This is a genomic window from Streptomyces sp. NPDC001002 (assembly GCF_053599215.1).
In genome coordinates, this window is the sequence record NZ_JBSFLV010000145.1 from 1 (window position 1) to 22,431 (window position 22,431).

Below are 22,431 nucleotides of genomic sequence, written 5' to 3' on the forward strand. Positions count from 1 at the left end.
ACCACGACCGCCGCGTTGAATCCGCCGTAGCCCCGCGCCAGGACCAGGGCCACCCGGACGCGCGCGCTGCGCGGCTCGTCCAGTACCAGGTCCAGGCCGTAGGCGGGCGGTACCGCGCGGGTGTGCGCGGTCGGCGGGATGACGTCGTCGCGGATGGCCAGCAGCGCGGCGACGACGTCCAGGGGTGGGCCGCCCGAGGACAGGCGGCCGATCAGACTCTTGGGCGCGGTCACCGGCACGCCCCGGCGGCCGAACACCTCGGTCAACGCGTCGGCCTCGGCCCTGTCCAATGTGGGCACGCCGGCCGCGTCCGCGAACACCACGTCCACGTCGGCGGGCCGGACCCCCGCGTCGGCCAGCGCCAGCCGGGCGGCGCGCGCCAGGCCCGGCGGGCGCCCCGATTCCGGTGGCGGGTCGAAGGTGGCGGCATGGCTCGCGATCTCGCCGTGCACCGCGGCGGCATCGCGCTCACGGGCCGCGTTCTCGTCCTCCAGCACCAGGATCGCTCCGCCCTCGCCGGGGACGTGACCGTCGGCCTCCTCATCGAAGGGCAGATAGGCGCGGGCGGGGTCGGCCGAGCGGGAGACCCGCCCCGACGAGAGATGGCTGAGCCAGCCCCACGGGTCCAGGGACGACTCCACGGCCCCGGTTACCACCAGCGGTGTGCCACGCAGCACGGTGCGCCGGGCGTGCCCGATCGCGTCGAGGCCACCGGCCTGTTCGCCCACCAGGACGCCGGACGAGCCGCGCATGCCGTGCCGGATGGAGATCTGGCCGGTGTTCACGGCGTAGAACCAGGCGAACGACTCGTAGACGCTCACGTGTTGGGGGCCCTTGGTCCAGAGCTTGTGGACCTCGCTGTGGGTGAACTCGAAGCCGCCCGCCGAGTTGGAGGTGACGACGCCCATGTCGTAGTCGGCCAGGGTGCCGGGGTCCACACCGGCGGCGTCCAGCGCGTTCTGGGCCGCGAGCAGCGCCAGTCGCGTTACCCGGTCGGTCTGCGGCAACAGCCGCCCGGGGATGTGGCGTTCGGCATCGAAGTCCAGGATCTGCCCGGCCAGGCGCGCCGGGTAACGGGAGGCGTCGAAGCGATGCAGTTCGCTGATGCCGGCCCGGCCCTTGAGCGTCGCCTCCCAGAACTCCTCCGTGCTCGACCCGTTGGGCGCGAGGACGCCCATGCCGGTCACGACCGTGCGCCCCGTCGTCATATGGAGTCCACGACGCTCGGCCTGCGCAGCACCATGGCGCTTTGGAAACCGCCGAATCCGCTGCCGACGGAGAGCACCGTGTCGACGCGCTGCTCGCGCGCGGTCAACGGCACGTAGTCCAGGTCGCATTCGGGGTCCGGGTGGCGCAGGTTCGCCGTCGGAGGCACCACCCCGTGCTCGATCGCGAGCGCGCAGGCGGCGATCTCGATGGATCCGATCGCCCCGAGCGAGTGCCCCACCATCGACTTGATCGAGCTCACCGGCACGTCGTACGCGTGCGGACCGAGCGCGCGCTTGAACGCCGCGGTCTCGTGCCGGTCGTTCTGCTTCGTGCCCGACCCGTGCGCGTTGACGTAGTCCACCGCCGTCGGATCGATCCGGGACTCCTCCAGCGCACGGGTGACCGCCTCGGCCATCTCGCGTCCGTCGGTCTTCAGCCCCGTCATGTGGTAGCCGTTGCAGCGGGTCGCGTAGCCCGTCACCTCGGCGTAAATGTGCGCGTCGCGGGCCCGGGCGTGCTCGTACTCCTCCAGTACGAACATGGCGGCGCCCTCACCGAGGACGAAACCGGCGCGGGTGCGGTCGAACGGCCGGGACGCGGACTCCGGAGCGTCGTTGTCCGGCGTGGTGGCCCTGATCGCGTCGAAGCAGGCCACCGCGATCGGTGAGATCGGCGCGTCGGTCCCACCGGTCAGCATCACGTCCGCGCTGCCCTCGCTGATCAGCCGGAAGGCGTGGCCCACCGAGTCCAGGCCGGAGGTGCACCCGGAGGACACCACCGCCGCCGGACCCTCGGCACCGAGCGTCCTGGCGACCTCGGCGGCGATTGCGCCGGGGGTGAAGTAGTCGTACATGTGCGGGGTGGCGTAGTCCGGGTCCACGAGCCATTCGCGGCCCGAGTCCGAGATGACCAGGTACTCGCGCTCCAGGCTGGTCGTGGCGCCGACGGCGGTGCCGACACTGGTGCCCGTCCGGGTCGGATCCAGGTCGGCGAAGGCCAGCCCGCTGTCCTGGGCGCACTCGTGGGCGCAGGCCACGGCGAACAGCGTCGCGCGGTCCATGCGCCGGATCTCGCGCGGGGTGAAGCCCGCCGCGACGGCGTCGAAGTCGCACTCCGCGGCGACCTGGGAGCGGAAGGGCGAGGGGTCGAAGGAGGAGATGCGTCGGGTGGCGGTGCGCCCTGCGGTCAGGAGGTCCCAGAAGCCCTTGGTCCCCGGGCCGCCCGGGGCTGTGACCCCGATCCCGGTGATCACCGCTCGTCGTTCCGCTCGATCCACTACAGGCCTCCAGAAAAGGGGAGTCGACGGTGAGTTGGCTGCTGTGTTGCGTTCCGATGTGTTCGAGAGTGCGGGCGGTGACTCGAACGAGCCTCAAGGACGGATCGCGGGCCAGTGGTCGCCGGCGGGCGGCAGCCGTAGTCGAGCCGTAGTCGAGGGCCGCCTGTGAGCGTGGGGCAGCATGACCACTCATCGCACACCGCCCAGGCGGCGCCCCATCGCCCTGCTGCTGCCGGGCCAGGGCTCGCAGCACCCCGGAATGGGCGTGGAACTGTACGGACACGAACCGGAGTTCACCGCAGCGATGGACGATTTCTTCGCTCTGCTCGGATCGGGCGACGGCCCGCCGATGCGCGCCGACTGGCTCGCGGGGTCGGACCGGTCGGCGGAGCTCATGGACGGGGTCCGGCGGGCGCAACCGCTGCTGTTCGCCGTCGAGTACGCGCTGGGACGGGCCCTGCGCGCCCGCGGCGTGCGGCCCGACGTGCTGCTGGGGCACAGCGTCGGCGAACTGGCCGCGGCGACGCTGGCCGGAGTCCTGGACCTGCCCGACGCCGCACGGCTGATGGTCGCGCGGTCGACAGCCCTGGCGGGGCTGCGGGCCGGCGGCATGCTCGCGGTCGCCGCGGCCCCCGCCGAACTGAGCGCCCACCTCGGCCCGGCCGACCACCCGGGCAGCGTGGTGGTCGGCGCGCTGAATTCACCGCGACAGACCGTGCTGGCCGGTCCCGAGCCGCAGCTGTCGGCGGTGGCGGACGGCCTGCGGGCCGCCGGCATTGCCTTCCGCGTGGTGCGGGCGGGGCTGCCGTTCCACTCCCCGGCGGCCCGCGAGGCCGGCGAGCGCGTCACCCGGGTGCTCGCCGGGATGCGACTGCGCCCGCCGTGCATCCCCATCTGCTCGACCCGGACGGGTCGCTACGTCACCGGCACACAGGCGCTCGACCCCGGATTCTGGGCCCGTCAGCTCGCCGAACCCGTGCTGTTCTGGCCGGCGTTGGACGGACTGCTGACCGAGCGGGACCACCTGCTCGTCGACGCCGGCCCGGGCCAGGACCTGGCGGTACTGGCCCGACGCCACCCGGCGGTACGAACCGGCCGCAGCGAGGTGCTCGCCGTACTGCCGTCCGGTGCCGAGGGCACGCTGGCGTCCTGGCGGGGTGCGCTGCGGACGCTGGCCGGGGTCAGCCCCGGGCGCTCGCTTCCACGAGCCGCCGGTTGACGAAGTCGACGAGCAGGCGCGGGGTGTTGAGCCCGTCCAGGTCCTCGTCCGGGACCGTGACACCGCGCTCGTCCTGGATCCGCGTGACCACCTCGTACACGGCGAGCGAGTCCAGTCCGAGATCACTGAAGGTGCTGCCGGCACCGGTCTCGCCGAAGTCCGTCGAGCCGTCGGTGCCGACGCACTGGTCGACGATGCGCTTGAGGTCGCTGAGGGTGAACGGGTCCATACGGGCCTCCTGCCGGAAGGGTCACAAGTGGCACCCACTGTCGGCAGCCGGGGTCGAGGCCGGGTCGAACACCGGTCGACGTACTGAGATCTCCCGCCAAATGAGCCTCGGAGCGGCGGTGACGAGGCTGGTGTGGCGATGCCGGTCGCGCCGGGACGGCGCTCGGTAGCCGGTGCCGGTGCCGCAGCCGGCATCGGCGACCACGACCGGCGCCGCTTCGCCCGGTGACCGGGACTCCCGCTCCGGGTATCGGTCCGGCTCGTCCGTCCATCGACCTCGCGCGGGGACCACCATCACGTCGCCGCCCCTCCCCTTGCGGCCGCACGCACCGGACCCCGCTCGGGCCGCCTGAGCGGCGCCGCTTCCTGCAGCCGGCCCGATCCGCCGGACGGCCCCTGCGCCGGGGCCGGGCTCAAGCCGGGCTCCGGCCGGGTTCGAGGGGGGCACGCGCATGCTCGAAGCCGTCCGGTGCGCACAGACCTTCAGGAGGTTGCCACGGTGTACCACCCTCTGCGTGTCCATGCCCGACGGCACAGCCGGGTTCTGGGGGTCGGCGCGTACCGTCCGCGCCGCGAGGTAGGCAACAAGGAGGTGTGCACCTGGATCGACTCCACCGAGGAGTGGATCGAGTCCCGCACCGGAATCCGGCACCGCAGGATCGCCGACGACGACGAGACCCTGCTCCACATGGCCGTCGCGGCCGGCCGGCAGGCTCTCGAACACGCCGGTGTCGCGGCGGAGTCGGTGGACTGCGTCGTCGTGTCGACGATGACGAACTTCGCCCACACCCCGCCGCTGTCGATCGCCGTCGCGCACGCCCTCGGCGCGGTCCGTGCGGGCGGCTTCGACATCTCGGCCGGCTGCTCCGGCTTCTGCCACGCCCTCGCACTCGCCGCCGATGCCGTGACCGCCGGCGGTTCGCGGTACGTCCTCGTCATCGCCGTCGAGCGGATGACCGACGTGGTCGACATGACCGATCGGCGTCTCGCCTTCCTGTTCGGTGACGGAGCCGGCGCCGCCGTCGTCGGACCGTCCGCGCGCGCCGGCATCGGGCCGGTCGTTCGCGGCAACGACGGCAGCGGTCTTGAGGCGCTACGGATGAGTACGACCTGGGACCGGTTCGCCGCCGACCCGGCGCTGGGCCGGCCGGTCCTGGAGATGGACGGGCGGCGGGTCTTCCGCTGGGCCGTCGAACAGGTCGTACCCGCCGCCCGGCTGGCTCTGGAACGTGCCGGGCTCACGCCCTCGGACCTCACGGCGTTCGTCCCGCACCAGGCCAACCTGCGGATGATCGAGGTCCTCGTCGACCGGCTGGGGCTGCCCGGTCATGTCGCCGTCGCCCGCGACGGAGCCGACTCCGGCAACACCTCCTCCGCCTCCGTGCCGCTGGCCATGGACCGGCTGGTGCGCTCGGGTGCGGTGCCGGGCGGCGGCCCCGCGCTCGTCATGGGCTTCGGCTCGGGCTTCAGCTACGCGGGCCAGACCGTGCTCCTGCCCGATTGTCCCGACGACATCGCCCGCACCTGACCACCCGACCCACACACCGGGAGAACGCACGTGATCGTCCACACCCTGATCTACCGGTTCCCCGAGTCCGCCCGCGCCGAAGAGCTCGACGAGTTCTTCGCCGCGGCCCGCGAACTCGTCCTGGGCACCGGCCTGATGACCGCGTTCGACGTCCAGCCCCATCTGTGGCTGGCCGCGGACGAGCGGGCCCGGGGCATGACCGCGGCGTACATCGTCCAGTTCGCCTGCGCCGACCTCGACACGCTCGCCAAGTTCAGCGAACTGCCCGCCGTCTACGACTTCATCACCGACTGGAAGGCCCGGCTCGGCTTCGAGGCCGCGTACGCCAACCACCGCCAGCTCGACCTGACCTCAGCCGCCTCCTGACAGGTCCGCACGCCACGAGGAGAACCCGAATGCGACATGTCGAACACACCGTCACCGTCCAGGCCCCGCGGGAGGTGATCTGGCAGATCCTCGTCGACGTGGAGGGCTACGCGGACATTTTCCCGCCCACCGAGAAGGTGGAGATCGTCGAAGAGGGCCCCGGACACCAGACGGTCAGGCTGCACGTCGACGTCAACGGCGAGACGGTCACCTGGACCTCCCGCCGTGACCTGGACGCGGAACGTCACGTCATCGCCTACCGTCAGCTGGAGACCGCGCCGATCGTCGGCGGCATGAGCGGCGAGTGGCGTGCCTTCGTCCTGGACGCCACCCGTACGCAGCTGGTCCTGACCCACGACTTCACCGTCCGTGAACCCGCTGATGACGGCCTGGTGGCCGGCCGGTTCACCGCCGACGAGGCGAGCGCGCTGCTGGAAGCGGCGGTCGAGCGCAACAGCGTCGCCGACCTCGGAGCGGTACTCACCGAGGCGGAGCGCCGTACGGCCCGAGGCGGTGAGCGCCGGGTGAAGACCTTCGTCGACCTCAGCTTCGCCACCCGCGACACCCCCAGCGAGGCCACGCCGGTCACCGTCGACCTGCTCGACCACGTCACCGGCGCCACCGTTCTCGGCCTCACTCCCGAGGACTTCCCGGACGGCATGGCCATCTCCAACGAGACGGTCACACTGACCACGCACACCGGCACCCACATGGACGCCCCCCTGCACTACGGCCCCTTCAGCGGCGGCAAGCCCGCCAAGTCGATCGACGAGGTGCCGCTGGAGTGGTGCTACGGACCAGGCGTACGCCTCGACGTACGGCACGTGCCGCCTGGTGAGGGCATCACCGTCGAGCACCTCATCGCCGCCCTGGACGAGGCCGGGCACACACTGGCACCCGGCGACATCGTGCTGCTGTGGACCGGTGCCGACGCGCTGTGGGGCAGTGCCGAGTACCTGAGCCGGTTCCCCGGTCTGACCGGAGAAGGGACGGCGTTCCTCGCCGAGTCGGGGGTGCGGGTCATCGGGATCGACGCCTGGGGCCTGGACCGGCCCATGGGCGCCATGATCGAGGAGTACCGGCGCACCGGCGATCAGGGCTGTCTGTGGCCCGCCCACGTCTACGGCCGGACGCAGGAGTACCTCCAGCTGGAGAAGCTCACCGACCTCGGGCGGTTGCCCGGCCCCACCGGGTTCGACGTGAGCTGCTTTCCGGTGGCCGTGGCCGGAGCCGGGGCCGGTTGGACCCGGGTCGTGGCCGTGATCGAGGATCCCGAAGGGAGCACGACTCCGTGAGCGCACCCGTACATGACGCACTCGACGCCGATGTCGTGGTCGCCGGCGCCGGCCCGACCGGCCTGATGCTCGCCGCCGAACTGCGCCTCGCCGGCGCCGACGTGCTGGTCCTGGACAAGCTGCCCGAACCGAGCGGTCAGTCCCGGGCGTTGGGCGTGAATCCCCGGGCCGTGGAGCTGTGGGACCAGCGCGGCATCCTCGGCCGGTTCGACGGACAGCCCCTGCTCACCCGGTCCCACTACGGGGCGCTGGCCCAGCCGCTGGACTTCGGCCGCCTCGACACCCCGTACGGCGCCATGATGGTCCCGCAGAGCCGGGTGGAGCGCGAACTCGGGTCCTGGGCAGGGGAGTTGGGGGCCCGTATCCGGCACGGCCGCGAGGTGACCGGGGTACGGCAGCACCCGGACCGTGTCGAGCTGGATGTCCGCGGCCCGGCCGACGACACCACCGTGGTCACCGCCTCGTACCTGGTCGGTTGCGACGGCAGCCGCAGCACCGTGCGCCGCGCCGCCGGGATCGACTACCCGGGCGTGCCGTCCACCGTCGACGCGCTGATGGCGGACGTGTCCGGTCTCGACCTGTCGTTCAAGTTCTTCGAGCGCAACGACCGGGGTCTGTGGGCGGTGTTCCCGGTCGGCGAGGGCGTCTTCCGGGTCGTCGTCTACGACTTCGACCGCCCGCCGGCCCGAGCCGCCCAGGCTCCGGCCTTCGCCGAGGTGTGCGATGCCGCCGAGCGGGTCGCCGGTCTCGACCTGTCCGCCGGGACCCCGCACTGGGTCAGCAGGCACGGCAACACCACACGCCTGGCAGAACGCTTCCGCCGCGGACGGGTGCTGCTCGCGGGCGACGCGGCCCATGTCGTGCCACCGGCCGGAGGCCAACTGCTCACCTGCGGGCTGCACGACGCCGTCAACCTCGGCTGGAAACTCGGAGCCGAGGTAGCAGGCTGGGCCCCGCCCGGCCTGCTGGACACCTACCACGACGAGCGCCACCCGACGGCGGCCCGCGTCGTCCTCAACGCCCGCGTCCAGAACCTGCTGATGTCCGCGGGCGCCGACGTCGAGGCACTGCGCACCCTGTTCACCGAGCTGATGGGGCACGACGGTGTCAACACCGCACTGTCCGAACAGCTCAGCGCCATCGGCGTCCGCTACGACGTCCAGGCGGGCGACCATCCGCTCCTCGGCCGTGGCCTGCCGCACCGGTCGCTGCGCACCGCCGACGGGCCGGTCACCACCACCGGACTGCTGCACCGGGCCCGCGGCCTGCTGCTCGAACTGGGCGAGAGCCGCGCCCGCACCGCGCTCACCGAGGCCTGGGGCGACCGCGTCGACGCCGTAGTCGCCGCACCGCACGACACGGACACCCTCGACTTCGAGGGAGCGTCGGCCCTCCTCGTCCGTCCCGACGGTCACATCGCCTGGGTGAGCACTGACCCGGACGGTACGGACGGCCTCGCGGACGCGCTGCGGCGCTGGTTCGGAGAACCGACCCGGGAGCCGGCCGGGGCCCTGACCGGAGATCCGACCGCAGAAGGGAGCCGGCCATGAGCATCACGACCCCGGACGACGAGGACTTCGCCTTCGCCTCCGCCACCGATCTCCTCGCCGCCATTCACCGCCGCGCGATCTCTAGCCGGGAGCTCCTGGACCTGTACCTCGCCCGCATCGAGCGCCTCAACCCCGACCTCAACGCGGTGGTCACCCTCGACACCGACCGTGCCCGCACCGGTGCTGACGCGGCCGACGAGGTGCTGGCGCGCGGCGAGGACGTAGGACCGCTGCACGGCCTGCCCATGACGGTGAAGGACACCCTCGAGACGGCGGGTATGCGCACCACCGCCGGAGCGGCGGAACTCGCCGGGCACGTCCCGGACCGCGACGCCGACGCGGTCGCGCGCCTGCGGTCCGCCGGCGCGGTGGTGTTCGGCAAGACGAACACCGCCACCTACGCCGCCGATGCCCAGACCTACAACCCGGTCTTCGGCACCACCAACAACCCGTGGGACCCCGGTCTCGCCCCCGGGGGCTCCTCCGGAGGCGCCGCCACCGCGCTCGCGGCCGGACTGACCGCTCTCGAACTCGCCGGTGAGCTGTCCGGTTCAGCCCGCTATCCGGCGCACTGCTGCGGCGTGTTCGCCCTGCGACCCTCGTACGGTCTGCTCCCCACCCGCGGCCACATCCCGCGCGCTCCCGGCTCGCTCAAGTCGAACGACATGGTGACCCTGGCGCCCCTGGCCCGCGACGCACGGGACCTGGACCTCGCGCTCGACGTGCTGGCCGGCCCCACCCCGGACCGGGCCGTCGCCTGGCGGCTGACCCTGCCGCCGCCACGCTCCGCCTCCCTCGCCGGGCTCCGGGTCGGGGTGTGGCTGGACGACCCGGACTGCCCCGTGGACTCCGCGACCGGGGACGTCCTCGCCGCCGCCGTGGCCCGACTGGGCACCGCCGGCGCCCGGTTGACCGAGGTCCGCCCGGTCGACCGGAGCGGGCACGACCCGCTGTACGACCGACTGCTCCAGGCCGCGATCAGCGGCGGGGTCCCGCAGGCGGTGTACGACCGTAACCGCGCCCTCGCCGCCGGGCTCGCCCCCGAGGACTCGGGCCCGTTCGCCACGATGCTGCGTGCGGCCACCCAGCCGCACCGGGACTGGCTGGTGGCCGACGAGGCACGCGAGCAACAGCGGGCCCGCTGGGCGGAGTTCTTCACCGAGTACGACGTACTGGTCTGCCCGGTCGCCTGCACCACGGGCGTACCGCACGACCAGAACCCCGATCTTGCCGCCCGCCGCATCACCGTCGACGGACGTCCGCGCCCGTACTGGGACCTGATCCGCTGGACCAGCCCGGCCACCCTGGCCGGCCTGCCGGCCGCCTCGGTACCCGTGGGCCTGACCCATGACGGGCTGCCCGTGGGGCTCCAGGTCGTGGGCCCGTATCTGGAGGACCGCACCGTCACCCGGGTCGCGGACCTGCTCGCCCGGCTCACCGGCGGATTCAGGCGCCCGCCCGGCATGGCCGCGGACACGACGGCACAGCGCACGGAGGGGGAGGTCCATGTCTGACAGCACCGCGAGGGAGAAGCCGGTGGCCGGAGAGTGGAAGCACGAGAGGTACCCCGTCGTCGTCGCCGGCGGCGGCCCGGTCGGCACGATGCTCGCCTGTGAGCTGCGCCGGGCCGGAGTGGACGTCCTGGTCCTGGAGAAGCGCACCGAACCGGACCTGCTGCCCCGCGCCGGGTCGATGGGCCCCCTCGCCTTCGAGGCGCTGGAACGGCTGGGGCTCGGCGACGAACTCCTGGCCGCCGAGCAGGACACCCTCGCCGAGTACGCCCGGATGTTCACCGAGTGGGCTGCCAAGTCCGGTGCCGGAGAAGGTCCTTCCGACCCGGGGAAGGCACCGGCCCGCAAGGCGCCCAAGGAACACTTCGCCGGCCTGGAACGCATCGACCCGGCCCGCCGCACCGACCCCGGCCGACGGCGGGTCCGCGTGGAACAGCCGGTCCTGGAGGCGATCCTGCACCGCCACGCCCTGCGGCTGGGGGCGGTCGTACTGCGCGGACACGCCATCACCGGGCTCCACCAGGACGAGGAGCGCGTCGTCGTCGAGGTCGACACCCCGCACGGTGTCCGGCACGTCCACGCCGAGTACATGGTGGGCTGCGACGGCGCCGACAGCACCGTACGCCGCCTGGCGGGCTTCGACTTCCCCGGCACCGACCCCTCGGTCACCGGACGCATGGCGGTGGTCGAGATGGCCGACGCCGAGAAGCTCGCACCCGGCTTCCACTACACGCCGGTCGGCCTGTACGTGCACGGACTGGGCGTGAACCGGCTGTCCACCGTGGAGTTCGACGGCCCGCCCGCGCCGGACGCGCCGCCGATGACCGTCCAGGAGCTCCAGGACAGCATCCGCCGGGTCAGCGGCACCGACGTCACCATCAGCGACATGTCCTCCGGGACCCGCTGGATCGACACCGCCCGCCAGGTGCCGACCTACCGCTTCGGGCGCGTGCTGCTCGCCGGCGACGCCGCCCACATCTACGCCCCCGTCGGTGGTCAGGGTCTCAACGTGGGCCTGGTGGACGCCGCCAACCTGGGCTGGAAGCTGGCCGCGCAGGTTCAGCGGTGGGCGCCGTACCACCTCCTGGACAGCTATACCGCCGAGCGTCACCCGGTCGCCGCCCGCCTGCTGCAGAACACCCGCGCCCAGATCGCTCTCATGCACCCTGACCCCCGGACCGGCGCGCTGCGCGAGCTGTTCGACCAACTCCTCGACATCGACGAGGTCCACCGCGTGATCGCGGACACGATGGCCGGTATGGACGTCCGGTACGACCTCTCCGACGACCAGGACCACCTCCTGACCGGCACGCTGTGCGCCGACATGAAGCTGTCCGGCGACACCGGCGTGACCCGGCTCGCCCAGCTGTGGGGCCAGGGGCGCGGTGTCCTGCTCGCCGTCGGGGACCGGCCCGAGATACACCGCGTCGCGCAGCCCTGGGCCCATCGGGTCCGTCTGATCTCCGCGCGCGCCGAACGCGACGACGTCGACGCCCTGTTGATCCGTCCCGACGGGTGCGTGGCCTGGGCGCTGCCGGTCGGCGCAGACCTGGACGGGCAGCGGCTGGCGGGAGCGCTGGGCGCCTGGTTCGGGCGGGCCGCGACAGGGCTCTGAGGCCAGCCGTACACCTCAGCGACGAGGAGGCTCAGTGACGAAAGAGAAGGAGAGGCAGACATGTGCACCATGACCATCGACGACCTGCGTCGCATCCTGGCCGAGTGCGCCGGCGAGGACGAGGCGGTCGACCTCGGGGGCGACATCCTGGACGCGACCTTCGCCGACCTCGGCTACGACTCCCTGGCCCTGATGGAGACCGCCGCCCGGATCGAGCGCGAGTTCGGGGTGGCCGTGCCCGAGGACGAGTTCACCGGCACGGCCACTCCGCGCGCGGTCCTTCGCGCCCTGGACGCGGCCCGCACTCCGTGACGGGCGGCGGCCGGGTCCTGGTCGTCGACGACGAGCCCAAGATCCGTATGGTCGTCCGTGGCTACCTCGAGGCCGACGGCTTCGAGGTGGTCGAGGCGGCCGACGGGGCCGCCGGGCTGCGCGCGATCACCCGCGACCGGCCGGATCTGGTTGTCCTGGACGTAATGCTTCCGGGTCTGGACGGCTACGAGGTGCTGCGCCGGCTGCGGGCCACCGACGACACTCCGGTGATCCTGCTGACCGCGCGCGCCGAGGAGGTCGACCGGATCATCGGTTTCACCGCGGGCGGCGACGACTACGTCACCAAGCCGTTCAGCGCCCGCGAACTGGCCCTGCGCGTCAGGGCCATACTGCGCCGCAGTGAGGGTCCGGAGCGCGGGCAGCCGGAGGACGAGTCGCTCTGCTTCGACGGCATGGTGATCGACCCCGTCTCCCGCACGGTGCGCACCGCTGCGCGGCCAGGTGACGAGCCGTGCCTCGAAGCCGAGCTGAGCGCGCTCGACTTCGACCTTCTGCTGGCCCTGGCCCGCGCGCCCGGCCGGGTATTCACCCGGCGTCAGCTCGTCGACCATGTGTGGGGCCGTTACGCCTTCTGTGACCAACGGGTGGTCGACGTGCATGTCCGCACACTGCGCCGGGCCCTGTGCGACGACGCGGCCGCGCCCCGCTACATCGGCACGGTACGCGCCGTCGGGTACCGCTTCCTGGCCCGTCCGGGCGGGTGACCCGTGCGCCCCCTCCGGCACGGTCCGCTTCACGGAAGCTTCATCGTCCGCGCCGTCAGCGCCACATGGACCGGTGGTGTGCTGGGCGGTATGAAGACCATCGGCACCGAGAGTGCGCCCCGCACCGTACAGACCACCCGCGCCGCCGCGTCCGTGGCCGCCGGGGTGAAGACCTACGACGGCCCGGGCGGCGAGGTCCGCGCCCTGGACCGGGTCACCGTCGAGTTCGCCGCCGGCGAGTGCACCGCCGTCCTCGGTCCTGCCGGCTCCGGGAAGTCCGCGCTGCTGCGCTGCGCCGCCGGACTGGACCGGCTCACCGCCGGCCGGGCCCGGATCGCGGACACGGACCTGGGCTCGCTGGACGAGCGCGAACTGACCCTGCTGCGCCGCACCCGCGTCGGCTTCGTCCTGCGGGCCTTCGAGGGATACGGCCTCGCCCCCGGCCGCACCTTGCGGGAGGACCTGCTGATGCCCTGGTCCCTGGCGGGTGTCCGCCCCGACCCGGCCCTCGTCGACGAACTAGTCGACCGCCTCGGTCTCGGCACCCGGCTGGGCCGGCGCCCCGGCGAACTGTCCACCGGGGAGCTCCGGAGCGCCGCCGTGGCCCGCGCCTTGATCCACGGTCCAGAGATCGTCTTCGTCGACGAGCCGTCGGTCGGCGCGGCCGACGGAGCCTTGCGCTTCCTGCGGGAGACGGCGGTCGGCATCTGCCGGACGATCGTGGCGGTCACCCGTGATCCGGAGGTCGCGGCCCACGCCGATCGTGCCGTCTTCCTCGCCGGTGGCCGGGTCGTCGACACCCTCCGGCACCCCACCGCGAGCGCGGTACGGGAGCGCTTGCGGCAGTACGGACTTGCCGGGTGAGGAGCGGCCGGAAGGGCTGGCCCGGCCGATGCGTGGCGGCCGTACGGCGGCGGTTGGTCTCGACCCGGCTGCGCACCCGCCTCGTCCTGTCCCACTTGGGGGTTCTCGTCGTCGCGGTGGTGGCGATGACGGTGGCGGCATGGTGCCGAACGCCCAACGAGTTCGAGCGCGCCATCCGCGGCAGGGACGGCTCGCATGCCGAGTCCGTCTCCCGCAACGTCGTCGACGCCTTCGGCGACTCCATGCTGGTCACCTTGGTAGTAGGCCTCGTGGTGGCGGTGCTCTTCGCCGGCGCCCTCTCCCAGGTGCTGCTCACCCCGCTCGACCGGGTGCGCTCAGCCGTCCGCCACCTCGCCGCCGGCCGCTACGGCGAATGCGTGGAGCTGCCCGGCGAACCCGGTCTCACCGCCCTCGTACGTGATGTGAACCAACTGGCCGCGGCGCTCGCCGACATCGAACGCCGCCGGGCCCGCCTGGTCTCCGAGGTGGCACACGAGATGCGCACCCCGCTCGCCACCCTGCGCGGCCAGATCGACGGCATCGCGGACGGGGTCTTCCAGCCGGACCAGGCCATGCTGGCCTCCCTCCTGGAGGACCTGGACCGGCTGCAGAGGCTCGCCGAGGACCTGTCGCAGCTGTCGCGGATCGAGGAGGGCGCCTTCGCCCTGCGCCCGGAGCGCACCGATGTGTCGCAGGTCGTCCGCCGCAGCGTGGAGCGATTGCGCCCCCAGTTCGTCGAGGGTGGCGTCGACCTGTGCGTAACCCCGGCCGACCGCACCGTCGCGGAACTCGACACGGACCGTCTCGCCCAGGTCGTCACGAACCTCGTGGGCAACGCGCTGGCCGCCACGCCCCCCGGCGGCCGGGTTACGGTCGGCGTCCGTGCCGACGGGGAGGAGGTCGCCGTCGCCGTCTCGGACACCGGCATCGGCTTGGCGCCGGACGACCTGGAGCGCATTTTCGCTCGCTTCGAACGCGTTGAGCATCCGGGGCGTGCCGTCCCGGCGAGCGGCAGCGGCATCGGTCTGACGATCGCCCGGGGCATCGCCCGCGGCCACGGCGGGGACATCAGGGCGATGTCGGACGGTCTGGGACTGGGGGCCTGCTTCGAAGTGCGGTTACCGCGCAGGCTCACGACCGCTCACGCAAGCCGGAACCAAGATCCGCGGGCTCAGGGCGCCCTTCCGAGGACGGACCGCTGCGGCCCCTCCCAGACCCCGAATTCCCCCTGCTGATACAGCACCGGACTGCCGGGCAGCACCTCGATCGTGTCCACCCGCCCGATGACGATCCGGTGATCCCCTGCCTCGACCGTCCGCACCACCACACACTCGGCCCGGGCCAGCACGCCCTCCAGCAGGACGGGCGCCCCTCCGGCCACCACGGACGGGAGCCAGGGCACCCCGGCGAACTTCCGGTCCGAACGGCTCGCGAACACCCGCGCCGTCTCCTGGCCCCCGTCGGCGAGCACGTTGACCACGAACACTCCTGAGGCGACCAGCCCCGGGAGCGTCCGCGCCTGCCGTCCGACGCACACCAGCAGCAGGGGCGGTTCCACGGACACCGCGGTCACCGCGGTGCACGTGAACCCTTGCGGCGCCCCTCCTCCGTCCAGGGTCGTCACGACCGACACCGCCGCGGGAAAGGCCCCGAAGAGATCCCGAAACTGCCTCGCATGAACCGCCATAGCGCCTCCGTGTTTCCTCACTCCCGAGGCTGCCGACCCGCCCTCGAAGCCGACTGGACACCCGATGGAGCCGACGGCCGCCACCTCCCGGGTGTTCCTCGCACAGAGGAGACCTGTTTCTCTCCGCCCAGATCTCGTCCGACGTTCCTCACCGGTTGCGTCCTGGGACTCATCCCGTGGTCGGGGACGCCGCGGGGGAGGGGGACGTGGGGGAGGGTGCTGTGGCCGGTCCCGTCGGTACGCCCTCGGTCGACAACCCCGGGGGCACAGTCAGGGTGACCAGAGGCGCGCCCGGCTGCGGCACCGGTGGTGTCACCTGCGCGGCCGGGAGCTTGGGCGGGGTGGTCTCCTGGAAGTTGACCTGGCCGAAGTTGACCAGGCCGGTCTTCTCCATCTGGGTGATGTGGTCCAGGACCACGTCGTTGGCCTGGTCGGCGAGTGCGCGGACAAGGGTGTTCTCGGTGGTGGAGCGGATCTTGGCGATGACGTTGAAGATCGAGCCGTGGGTCGTGCGCAGGGTGTTGGCGAAGTCTGCGTCGAACTGTTTGCCCTTGTCCGCGCGGAAGTTGGCCAAGAAGCCCTGCTGTTGAGGCGTGGGCTGGTCGGGGAGGGTGATGTTCAGCTCGGGGGCGATCGTGCGGCAGCTGGCGTCGAGCGCGGCATGTCCGACGACCAGGTGCCGTCCGGCCTCGCGTACGGCCGGGGTCGTGCCCTTCTGCATGGCCAAGCTCCCGGAGGGGCTCTCCCAGAGGCCGGCGGAGCGTACGAAGACGACGAAGTTGCGGTCGGCCTCGGTGAGCGGTCCCCACTGGGTGTTGGCGATGACCCGGGCCTGGTCGGAGGCCGTGGTCTGGACGCCGAGCATGCTGGGGTAGGCGAGCGCGGCCAGGGTGGCGGTGAGCGCCCCGCCGACGGCGAGGGATCCGAGCGTGCTGCGCGAGAGGGGCATGGGGCCTCCTGATGCGGGCGGTGCGACTGCCCGGTCGTACGGGCGATGCATGGAAAGGGCACCCTTGCGCCGGGTAAAGATTGCGTGACGCCGGACGGTGTCAACAACGCGTATCCGCACAGGGTGTTGGGCGACTGATTTATTCGGTTGCCGCTCCCTGCGTCCGTCCCTCAGCATGGGCGGGACATCGGGAGCTGCCCGGTGCTCCACGAGAGGAGGCACGACCGTGACCACGACTGTTTTCGGCCTGCCCGCAGACCACCTCTCACTCACTTCATGGAGCACCTCCAGCGATGTCTCACGACGATCTCTCGCAACACCCGGCGTTTTCTGACGACTTCATCACCGGTCCCTCCCGTCGCGTCCCGCCTTCGGACGGCCTCGGTGACATCGACGACCGGTTCGTCTTCGAATTCCGTCCCTACGACGACGACCTCGCCGACGGCCAGCGCTGGTCGACCTGGCTCAGCGTCGAACCCCTCTCCCGCGGTCCCGAGCCGCTCCCGGACTGGGTCGTGACCTCGCAGGGCGCGATCGACACCGAACTCGGCGTCCTCAAGACCGGCAAGGAAGCCGACGTCCACCTCGTCGAGCGCGCCGACCCACGCGACCCCGACGCCGGTGTGGTCATGGCGGCCAAGCGGTACCGCTCTCCCGAACACCGGTCCTTCCACCGCTCCGCGTCCTACACCGAGGGCCGCTCGATGAAGCGCTCCCGTGACGAGCGGGCCGTCAAGCGCAAGAGCACGTTCGGCCGGCAGGTCGCGGCCGGTGAGTGGGCGGTGTCCGAGTGGGGTGCGCTGGTGCGGCTCTGGGAGCTCGGGCTGCCGGTGCCCTACCCGGTCCAGATCGACGGCACCGAGATCCTGATGGAGTGGATCACCGTTGACGGCGAGGACGGCACGGTCGAGACCGCGCCCCGGCTCGCCCAGACCCGGCCCTCGCCCGAGCTGCTGGCGTCGTACTTCCAGCAACTCACCGACGCGCTCGCGACGATGGTGCAGAACGGCGTCGTGCACGGCGACCTCTCGGCGTACAACATCCTGGCGGCCGGCGAGCGGCTGGTGGTCATCGATCTGCCGCAGATCGTCGACCTGGTCGGCAACTTCAACGGGATGACCTTCCTCCAGCGCGACTGCGCCAACATCTGCGGCTGGTTCCGCTCGCGGGGCCTTGATGTCGACGAGCACGAGCTGTTCGCGGAACTGATGGCGCACGCCTTCTGAATCGTTCATGCCGGCGACCCCCGTGTTCGGGAACTCGGAGCCCCTTCCGTCCGACTCCTGAAGCGTGCGGCTCGATCCACGAATACCGACCTCTGCCGTACGACGCGAACTGGAGACCGGTGATGGACGAGTTCCGACAATCCCCCTCCCGCGCGGGTGCGGTGCTGCGGAAGGCAGCGCCCCCTCCCGCGCTCTGCGGCTTCCTTCTGCTGCTGACCCTGATATTCGCCACCTCGTACGCCGTCGGGTCCGGCGTCGGACCCGTCGCGCCCGGCATACACGGCACCAGTAATACGGGCGGCACCGGTGGCACCGACGGGACCGGTGACGGAGACAGTGGCACGGGAGGCATGGAAGACATGGACATGCACGGCGGAGGCAACTGATGGGTGCCGAACCGATGGCGGTCTTCGTGACGACCGATCTCACCGTCGGCGGCATGACCTGTGCCGCCTGCGTGAAACGCGTCGAGAAGAAGCTCGGCAAGCTGGAAGGGGTCACGGCGACCGTCAACCTGGCCACCGGACGGGCCAGGGTGAGCCATCCGGCGCGGATCGGCCCCGCGGAACTCGTCGAGGCGGTCGAGAAGGCCGGCTATACGGCGGCCCTTCCCGCGCCGCCGAAGAGGAAGGAGCAACGCGCCGGCGGGGACGAGGAGTTGGAGCAGGTGCGGCAGGAGCGCGACCGGCTCCTCGTCACGGCGCTGCTCGCGGTACCGGTCCTCGTCCTGTCGATGGTGCCCGACTTCCAGTTCCGCAACTGGCAGTGGCTGTGTTTCGCGCTGGCCGCCCCGGTCGCCGTGTGGGGCGCGTGGCCCTTCCACGTGCGTGCCGTGCGGGGGCTGCGGCACTCGGCGGCCACCATGGACACGCTGGTGTCCCTCGGTGTCGTGGCGTCCTTCTGCTGGTCCGCGTACGCGCTCTTCCTCGGGGGCGCGGGTGACCCCGGGATGCGGATGCCGTTCACGCTGGTGCCCGCTGCCTCGGAAGGCGTCGCCCACATCTATCTCGAAGCGGCCGTCGGCGTGACGCTGTTCGTGCTCGCCGGGCGTTTCCTGGAGGCGCGGGCCCGGCGCGGCACCGGGGCCGCACTGCGATCACTGGCGCAACTCGTCGCCAAGGACGTCTCGGTGCGCGAAGGCGGTGTCGAGCGGCTCGTCCCCGTCGAGGAGTTGGGGGTCGGGCAGGTCTTCGTCGTGCGGCCCGGTGAGCGCGTCGCCACCGACGGGCAGGTGACGGAGGGCAGTTCGGCCGTGGATCTGTCCCTGGTCACCGGCGAGAGCGAGCCGATCGAGGTGGGCCCGGGCTCGACCGTCGTCGGCGGGGCCGTCAACTCCGGTGGGCTGCTGCTCGTACGGGCCACCGCCGTCGGTGCCGACACTCAACTCGCCCGGATCACACGGCTGGTGACCGACGCTCAGGCCGGGAAGGCGAAGGCGCAGCGGCTGGCCGACTCGGTCGCCGGAGTCTTCGTACCCGTCGTGCTGGCGCTGGCCGTCACGGCGTTCGGCTTCTGGCTCGGCGCCGGGGCCGAGCCGCAGGCCGCCCTCACCGCGTGCGTGGCCGTGCTCGTCGTGGCCTGTCCGTGCGCGCTGGGTCTGGCGACTCCGACCGCGTTGATGGCAGCGACCGGCCGCGGCGCCCAACTGGGCGTTCTCGTCACCGGACCGCAGGCACTGGAGGGGCTCCGGCAGCTCGACACCGTCGTCCTCGACAAGACCGGCACCCTCACCTCCGGGCACATGACCGTCGCCCGGGTCACGGCCGTACCGGACGGGCTGGGGAAGGACGCGGTGCTGCGACTGGCCGGCGCGGTCGAACGGGGCTCGGAACATCCGCTGGGCCGGGCGATCACCGCGTATGCCCAACGCGCCTTGCCTGAAAGGGCGTTGCCGGAAGTGAGCGGCTTCAGCGCCCTGCCGGGGAAGGGGGTGCGAGGCCGCGTCGGGGGACGACTGGTCGAAGTCCTCGCCCCGGACGGCGAGTTGCCCGACGCGCTCACGGCGGCCCTGAATGCGGCGGAGACCGCCGCGCACACCCCGGTCCTGGTACGCGTGGACGGCGTGACCGAGGCGCTGATCGAGATCGGCGACGTCGTACGACCCGGAAGCTACCGCGCCGTGGACGGGTTGCGGCGACTCGGCGTCCGGCCCGTACTGGCCACCGGCGACCGGGAGGCGCCCGCCCGGGCCGTCGCGGCGGCGCTGGGCATCGACGAGGTGCACGCTCGCTGCTCACCCGAGGACAAGGCCGACCTCGTACGGGAGTTGAAGGAGCAGGGCTGCCAGGTCGCTGTCATCGGCGACGGAGTGAACGATGCCGCGGCACTCGCCCTCGCCGACCTCGGCATCGCCATGGGCACCGGCACCGACGTGGCCATCGGCGCCGCCGACGTGACCCTCGTACGCGGCGACATCGAAGCACTCGCGGACGCCGTACGACTGGCCCGACGCACCCTGGGCACCATCCGCGCCAACCTCGTGTGGGCCTTCGGCTACAACGTCGTGACCGTGCCGCTCGCCATGGTCGGCCTGCTCAACCCCATGCTCGCGGCCGCGGCCATGTCGGTCAGCTCGGTGCTGGTCGTCGCCAACAGCCTGCGGCTGCGCGGTTGGCAGCCGACGTCGACCGCTGGGAGGCGTACCCGATGAACGGACCACATCCCTGGCGGCCGACCCGCCGCCGACTCGCCGACACCCTGCTCGCCGCGGTGGCGCCCGTCGCCGTGTGCGGCGTCGCCCTGGCCGGGCTGACGGCCTGGGCCGGTGCCGGGCAGGCGGGCAGCCCGGCCAGGATCGCCGTCTCCAACAGCCGGGTCTACCTGCCCTACGGCGCCAACACGGACACCGCCGCGTTCTTCGACGTCTCCAACCTAGGCGGTTCGGACGACCGCCTCGTCGGCGTGACGTCGTCCGCCACGGGCGGGGAGATCACCCTCAGCCGCCATCGGATGGCAGACGGCGCGACCGCCTACCGGGCCGACGTGGAGTCGGTGGTCGTCCGGGCGGGCCGCGAACTCGCCATGTCGCCGCAGGACGTGGACGTGAGCCTGCGGGCCGGGGCGGGCTGGAGGGCGGGCGACCTCGTGCCGTTCACGCTGCACTTCGAGCGCAGCGGGGCGGTCAGGACGATCGCGGTGGTGGTCCGGCCGTCCGAGCAGTGACAGCTTCTTGGCAATCGCGAACAACAGCCACGGCGGGGAAGGGGGCTGTCTCGCCCAGGAGTTGCGGCCTCCCCTCACAAGGGTCGGACGCAATTCCCTTTTAGTTCCCGCCAGTTGTCGTGGCCTGGGTCACATGCTGTGGATTGAGTGTGGTGGGCTGTGGCTTTGCGTACCAACACGTGACGGTCGACGCCCTGATGCAAGGATGAGGCGCCATGAGGCCAGGGTGGAGTTCTCGCGCGATACGGGCCGCGGTGTTCGCGGCCGTCTGTGTGGTGCTCGCCTCCCTCGGCCACGTGATGATGTCCGGGAACCCCGTGCCCGCATGGGCACTGGTCGCCGGGCTCGTCGCGACCGGTAGCGCGGGCTGGTGCCTGACGGGCCGTGAGCGCGGGCGCCCTCTCATCGTGACGGTCGTGGTCGGCGCCCAGACGGTGCTGCATTCGGCGTTCTCGCTCGCCCAGTCGGCAGCCGGTGAACCGGCGACCGCGACCATGAACATGGGCTCGGTGGACTCCATGGACATGGGGCACATGGGCACCAGCCACATGGACTCCGTGCACATGGACGCCATGCACATGGGGGACACGTCGACCGGCGGCATGTCGTCGTCCGGCATGCTCGTCGCCCACCTGCTCGCCGCGCTGCTGTGCGGGCTCTGGCTGGCCTACGGCGAGAAGGCCGCGTTCCGCATCCTGCGCGCCGTCGCCGGCCGACTGGCAGCTCCGCTACGCCTGTTGCTCGCCCTGCCCACGCCCACGGACCGTCCGCGCGTCCGTGGGCGCCGGTTCCTCTCGGACCGGGCGCCACGGCTTCTCCTCCTGGTCCACGCGATCACCTCTCGGGGGCCGCCGGTTCGGACCGCTGTCGTCTGAAGACAGCCGGTATGCCGAGGCCGCCCGTGAGGCGTGCCCCGGACCACGGTCGTACGTCCGCGCAGGCGTCGTAGGGCCGTCCTTTCCCCCTCACCGGACCGAGCGCGTTCCCGCGTGCCCCGGTCCGGATCACGGATGACTGAGAAGGACTCCAGGTGATCACTCCTGCCCTGCCTGCTTCGCGCGGCAAAGGCGAGAAGAAGTCGGCAGCTCTCGACGAGTCGATAACCGCGTGGGCGCTCGCCGCCCGCCACGGTGACGCGGACGCGGTCGAGCAATTCGTCAGGGCTCTGCAACGCGACGTCCAGCGGTACGTCGCCCATCTCTGCGGCGATCCGCAGGCCGTCGACGACCTGGCACAGGACACGTTCCTGCGCGCGCTCGGCAGCCTGCACCGCTTCGAGGGCCGTTCGTCGGCGCGCTCCTGGCTGCTGTCGATCGCCCGCCGGGCCGTCATCGACAGCTACCGGTACGCGGCCGCCAGACCCCGCCTGTCCGACGTACCGGACTGGCAGTTGGCGATCGAGCTGGCCCAGCCGCTGGACCTGCCCGGTTTCGACGACGGCGTCGCGCTCCTCGACCTGCTGGCCGCGCTGCCGGACGAGCGCCGCGAGGCCTTCGTCCTCACCCAGTTGCTGGGTCTCCCGTACGCGGAGGCGGCCGAGGCGAGCGACTGCCCGATCGGCACGGTCCGTTCCCGCGTGGCACGGGCGCGGGCGGCTCTGACGGATCTGCTCGCGGAGGCGGACGAGCCCGCCGTAGTGGCGGTCTGAGCGCGTCAGCGCTCCTCTTCGAGGATCATCGGGAGCAGGTCGGCCGGGGTGGAGAAGCGGG

General features: G+C 72.1%; 22 protein-coding genes. 17 read left to right on the top strand and 5 right to left on the bottom strand.

The features are described 5' to 3' along the window. Together ACWDR3_RS39185 and ACWDR3_RS39190 are read right to left on the bottom strand one after the other, a co-directional pair. Positions 1 to 1,208 (bottom strand): ketosynthase chain-length factor (locus ACWDR3_RS39185; protein WP_450357368.1); only part of this gene is annotated, 1,208 nt, incomplete at its 3' end. Further along, complete coding sequence (locus ACWDR3_RS39190) at positions 1,205 to 2,485, bottom strand: beta-ketoacyl-[acyl-carrier-protein] synthase family protein (protein WP_450357369.1); 1,281 nt, start codon at positions 2,483 to 2,485, stop codon at positions 1,205 to 1,207. The genes ACWDR3_RS39190 and ACWDR3_RS39185, both read right to left, overlap by 4 nt. Before the next feature lie 181 nt (positions 2,486 to 2,666). On the opposite strand from ACWDR3_RS39190, the gene ACWDR3_RS39195 reads away from it, so the two are divergent. Further along, complete coding sequence (locus ACWDR3_RS39195; RefSeq protein ID WP_450357370.1) at positions 2,667 to 3,704, top strand: acyltransferase domain-containing protein; 1,038 nt, start codon at positions 2,667 to 2,669, stop codon at positions 3,702 to 3,704. On the opposite strand, the gene ACWDR3_RS39200 is transcribed toward ACWDR3_RS39195, so the two are convergent. Continuing rightward, positions 3,667 to 3,933 (bottom strand): acyl carrier protein, encoded by a 267-nt coding sequence (locus ACWDR3_RS39200; protein ID WP_450357371.1) that lies wholly within the window; start codon positions 3,931 to 3,933, stop codon positions 3,667 to 3,669. The genes ACWDR3_RS39195 and ACWDR3_RS39200 overlap by 38 nt on opposite strands. 498 nt (positions 3,934 to 4,431) lie before the next feature. On the opposite strand from ACWDR3_RS39200, the gene ACWDR3_RS39205 reads away from it, so the two are divergent. The 10 genes from ACWDR3_RS39205 (at position 4,432) to ACWDR3_RS39250 (ending at position 14,933) form a co-directional block, all read left to right on the top strand. Next, on the top strand, positions 4,432 to 5,460 hold the full coding sequence (locus ACWDR3_RS39205) for a ketoacyl-ACP synthase III (RefSeq protein WP_450357372.1): 1,029 nt from the start codon (positions 4,432 to 4,434) through the stop codon (positions 5,458 to 5,460). Positions 5,461 to 5,490: 30 nt separating this feature from the next. Beyond that, complete coding sequence (locus tag ACWDR3_RS39210; RefSeq protein ID WP_450357373.1) at positions 5,491 to 5,826, top strand: hypothetical protein; 336 nt, start codon at positions 5,491 to 5,493, stop codon at positions 5,824 to 5,826. A gap of 29 nt (positions 5,827 to 5,855) precedes the next feature. Further along, positions 5,856 to 7,121, top strand: coding sequence for a cyclase family protein (locus ACWDR3_RS39215; protein ID WP_450357374.1), 1,266 nt, complete (start codon positions 5,856 to 5,858; stop codon positions 7,119 to 7,121). Then, the gene (locus ACWDR3_RS39220) at positions 7,118 to 8,671 is read left to right on the top strand and encodes an FAD-dependent monooxygenase (RefSeq protein WP_450357375.1); all 1,554 of its coding nucleotides are present in this window, start codon (positions 7,118 to 7,120) and stop codon (positions 8,669 to 8,671) included. The genes ACWDR3_RS39215 and ACWDR3_RS39220 overlap by 4 nt, the downstream gene beginning before the upstream one ends. Continuing rightward, positions 8,668 to 10,185, top strand: coding sequence for an amidase (locus ACWDR3_RS39225; RefSeq protein WP_450357376.1), 1,518 nt, complete (start codon positions 8,668 to 8,670; stop codon positions 10,183 to 10,185). The genes ACWDR3_RS39220 and ACWDR3_RS39225 overlap by 4 nt, the downstream gene beginning before the upstream one ends. Beyond that, complete coding sequence (locus tag ACWDR3_RS39230) at positions 10,178 to 11,797, top strand: FAD-dependent oxidoreductase (protein ID WP_450357377.1); 1,620 nt, start codon at positions 10,178 to 10,180, stop codon at positions 11,795 to 11,797. Before ACWDR3_RS39225 ends, ACWDR3_RS39230 begins: the two co-directional genes overlap by 8 nt. 60 nt (positions 11,798 to 11,857) lie before the next feature. Continuing rightward, entirely contained in the window at positions 11,858 to 12,109 is a 252-nt protein-coding gene (locus ACWDR3_RS39235) for an acyl carrier protein (protein ID WP_450357378.1), read from the top strand. Beyond that, entirely contained in the window at positions 12,106 to 12,834 is a 729-nt protein-coding gene (locus ACWDR3_RS39240) for a response regulator (RefSeq protein ID WP_450357379.1), read from the top strand. Before ACWDR3_RS39235 ends, ACWDR3_RS39240 begins: the two co-directional genes overlap by 4 nt. 90 nt (positions 12,835 to 12,924) lie before the next feature. Then, positions 12,925 to 13,698, top strand: coding sequence for an ABC transporter ATP-binding protein (locus ACWDR3_RS39245; protein ID WP_450357380.1), 774 nt, complete (start codon positions 12,925 to 12,927; stop codon positions 13,696 to 13,698). Then, positions 13,695 to 14,933 (top strand): sensor histidine kinase, encoded by a 1,239-nt coding sequence (locus ACWDR3_RS39250; protein WP_450357381.1) that lies wholly within the window; start codon positions 13,695 to 13,697, stop codon positions 14,931 to 14,933. The genes ACWDR3_RS39245 and ACWDR3_RS39250 overlap by 4 nt, the downstream gene beginning before the upstream one ends. On the opposite strand, the gene ACWDR3_RS39255 is transcribed toward ACWDR3_RS39250, so the two are convergent. Both ACWDR3_RS39255 and ACWDR3_RS39260 read right to left on the bottom strand, forming a co-directional pair. Further along, positions 14,870 to 15,322: a flavin reductase family protein gene (locus tag ACWDR3_RS39255; protein ID WP_450357382.1), complete on the bottom strand. Its 453-nt coding sequence runs from the start codon at positions 15,320 to 15,322 to the stop codon at positions 14,870 to 14,872. The genes ACWDR3_RS39250 and ACWDR3_RS39255 overlap by 64 nt on opposite strands. Before the next feature lie 232 nt (positions 15,323 to 15,554). Next, positions 15,555 to 16,334: a DUF4142 domain-containing protein gene (locus ACWDR3_RS39260; RefSeq protein WP_450357383.1), complete on the bottom strand. Its 780-nt coding sequence runs from the start codon at positions 16,332 to 16,334 to the stop codon at positions 15,555 to 15,557. Positions 16,335 to 16,627: 293 nt separating this feature from the next. Here ACWDR3_RS39260 and ACWDR3_RS39265 point away from each other — a divergent pair, with 293 nt between their 5' ends. The 6 genes from ACWDR3_RS39265 (at position 16,628) to ACWDR3_RS39290 (ending at position 22,370) form a co-directional block, all read left to right on the top strand. After that, on the top strand, positions 16,628 to 17,560 hold the full coding sequence (locus ACWDR3_RS39265) for a serine protein kinase RIO (RefSeq protein WP_450357384.1): 933 nt from the start codon (positions 16,628 to 16,630) through the stop codon (positions 17,558 to 17,560). A 122-nt stretch (positions 17,561 to 17,682) separates the two neighbouring features. Further along, positions 17,683 to 17,946 (top strand): hypothetical protein, encoded by a 264-nt coding sequence (locus tag ACWDR3_RS39270; protein WP_450357385.1) that lies wholly within the window; start codon positions 17,683 to 17,685, stop codon positions 17,944 to 17,946. Continuing rightward, entirely contained in the window at positions 17,946 to 20,210 is a 2,265-nt protein-coding gene (locus tag ACWDR3_RS39275) for a heavy metal translocating P-type ATPase (RefSeq protein ID WP_450357386.1), read from the top strand. Before ACWDR3_RS39270 ends, ACWDR3_RS39275 begins: the two co-directional genes overlap by 1 nt. After that, positions 20,207 to 20,722 carry a copper chaperone PCu(A)C gene (locus tag ACWDR3_RS39280; protein WP_450357387.1) on the top strand — a complete coding sequence of 172 codons (516 nt, stop codon included), beginning with the start codon at positions 20,207 to 20,209 and terminating at the stop codon, positions 20,720 to 20,722. The genes ACWDR3_RS39275 and ACWDR3_RS39280 overlap by 4 nt, the downstream gene beginning before the upstream one ends. Before the next feature lie 215 nt (positions 20,723 to 20,937). Further along, on the top strand, positions 20,938 to 21,597 hold the full coding sequence (locus ACWDR3_RS39285; protein WP_450357388.1) for a hypothetical protein: 660 nt from the start codon (positions 20,938 to 20,940) through the stop codon (positions 21,595 to 21,597). Positions 21,598 to 21,752: 155 nt separating this feature from the next. Continuing rightward, entirely contained in the window at positions 21,753 to 22,370 is a 618-nt protein-coding gene (locus tag ACWDR3_RS39290) for a sigma-70 family RNA polymerase sigma factor (protein WP_450357389.1), read from the top strand. Positions 22,371 to 22,431 lie beyond the last annotated feature (61 nt).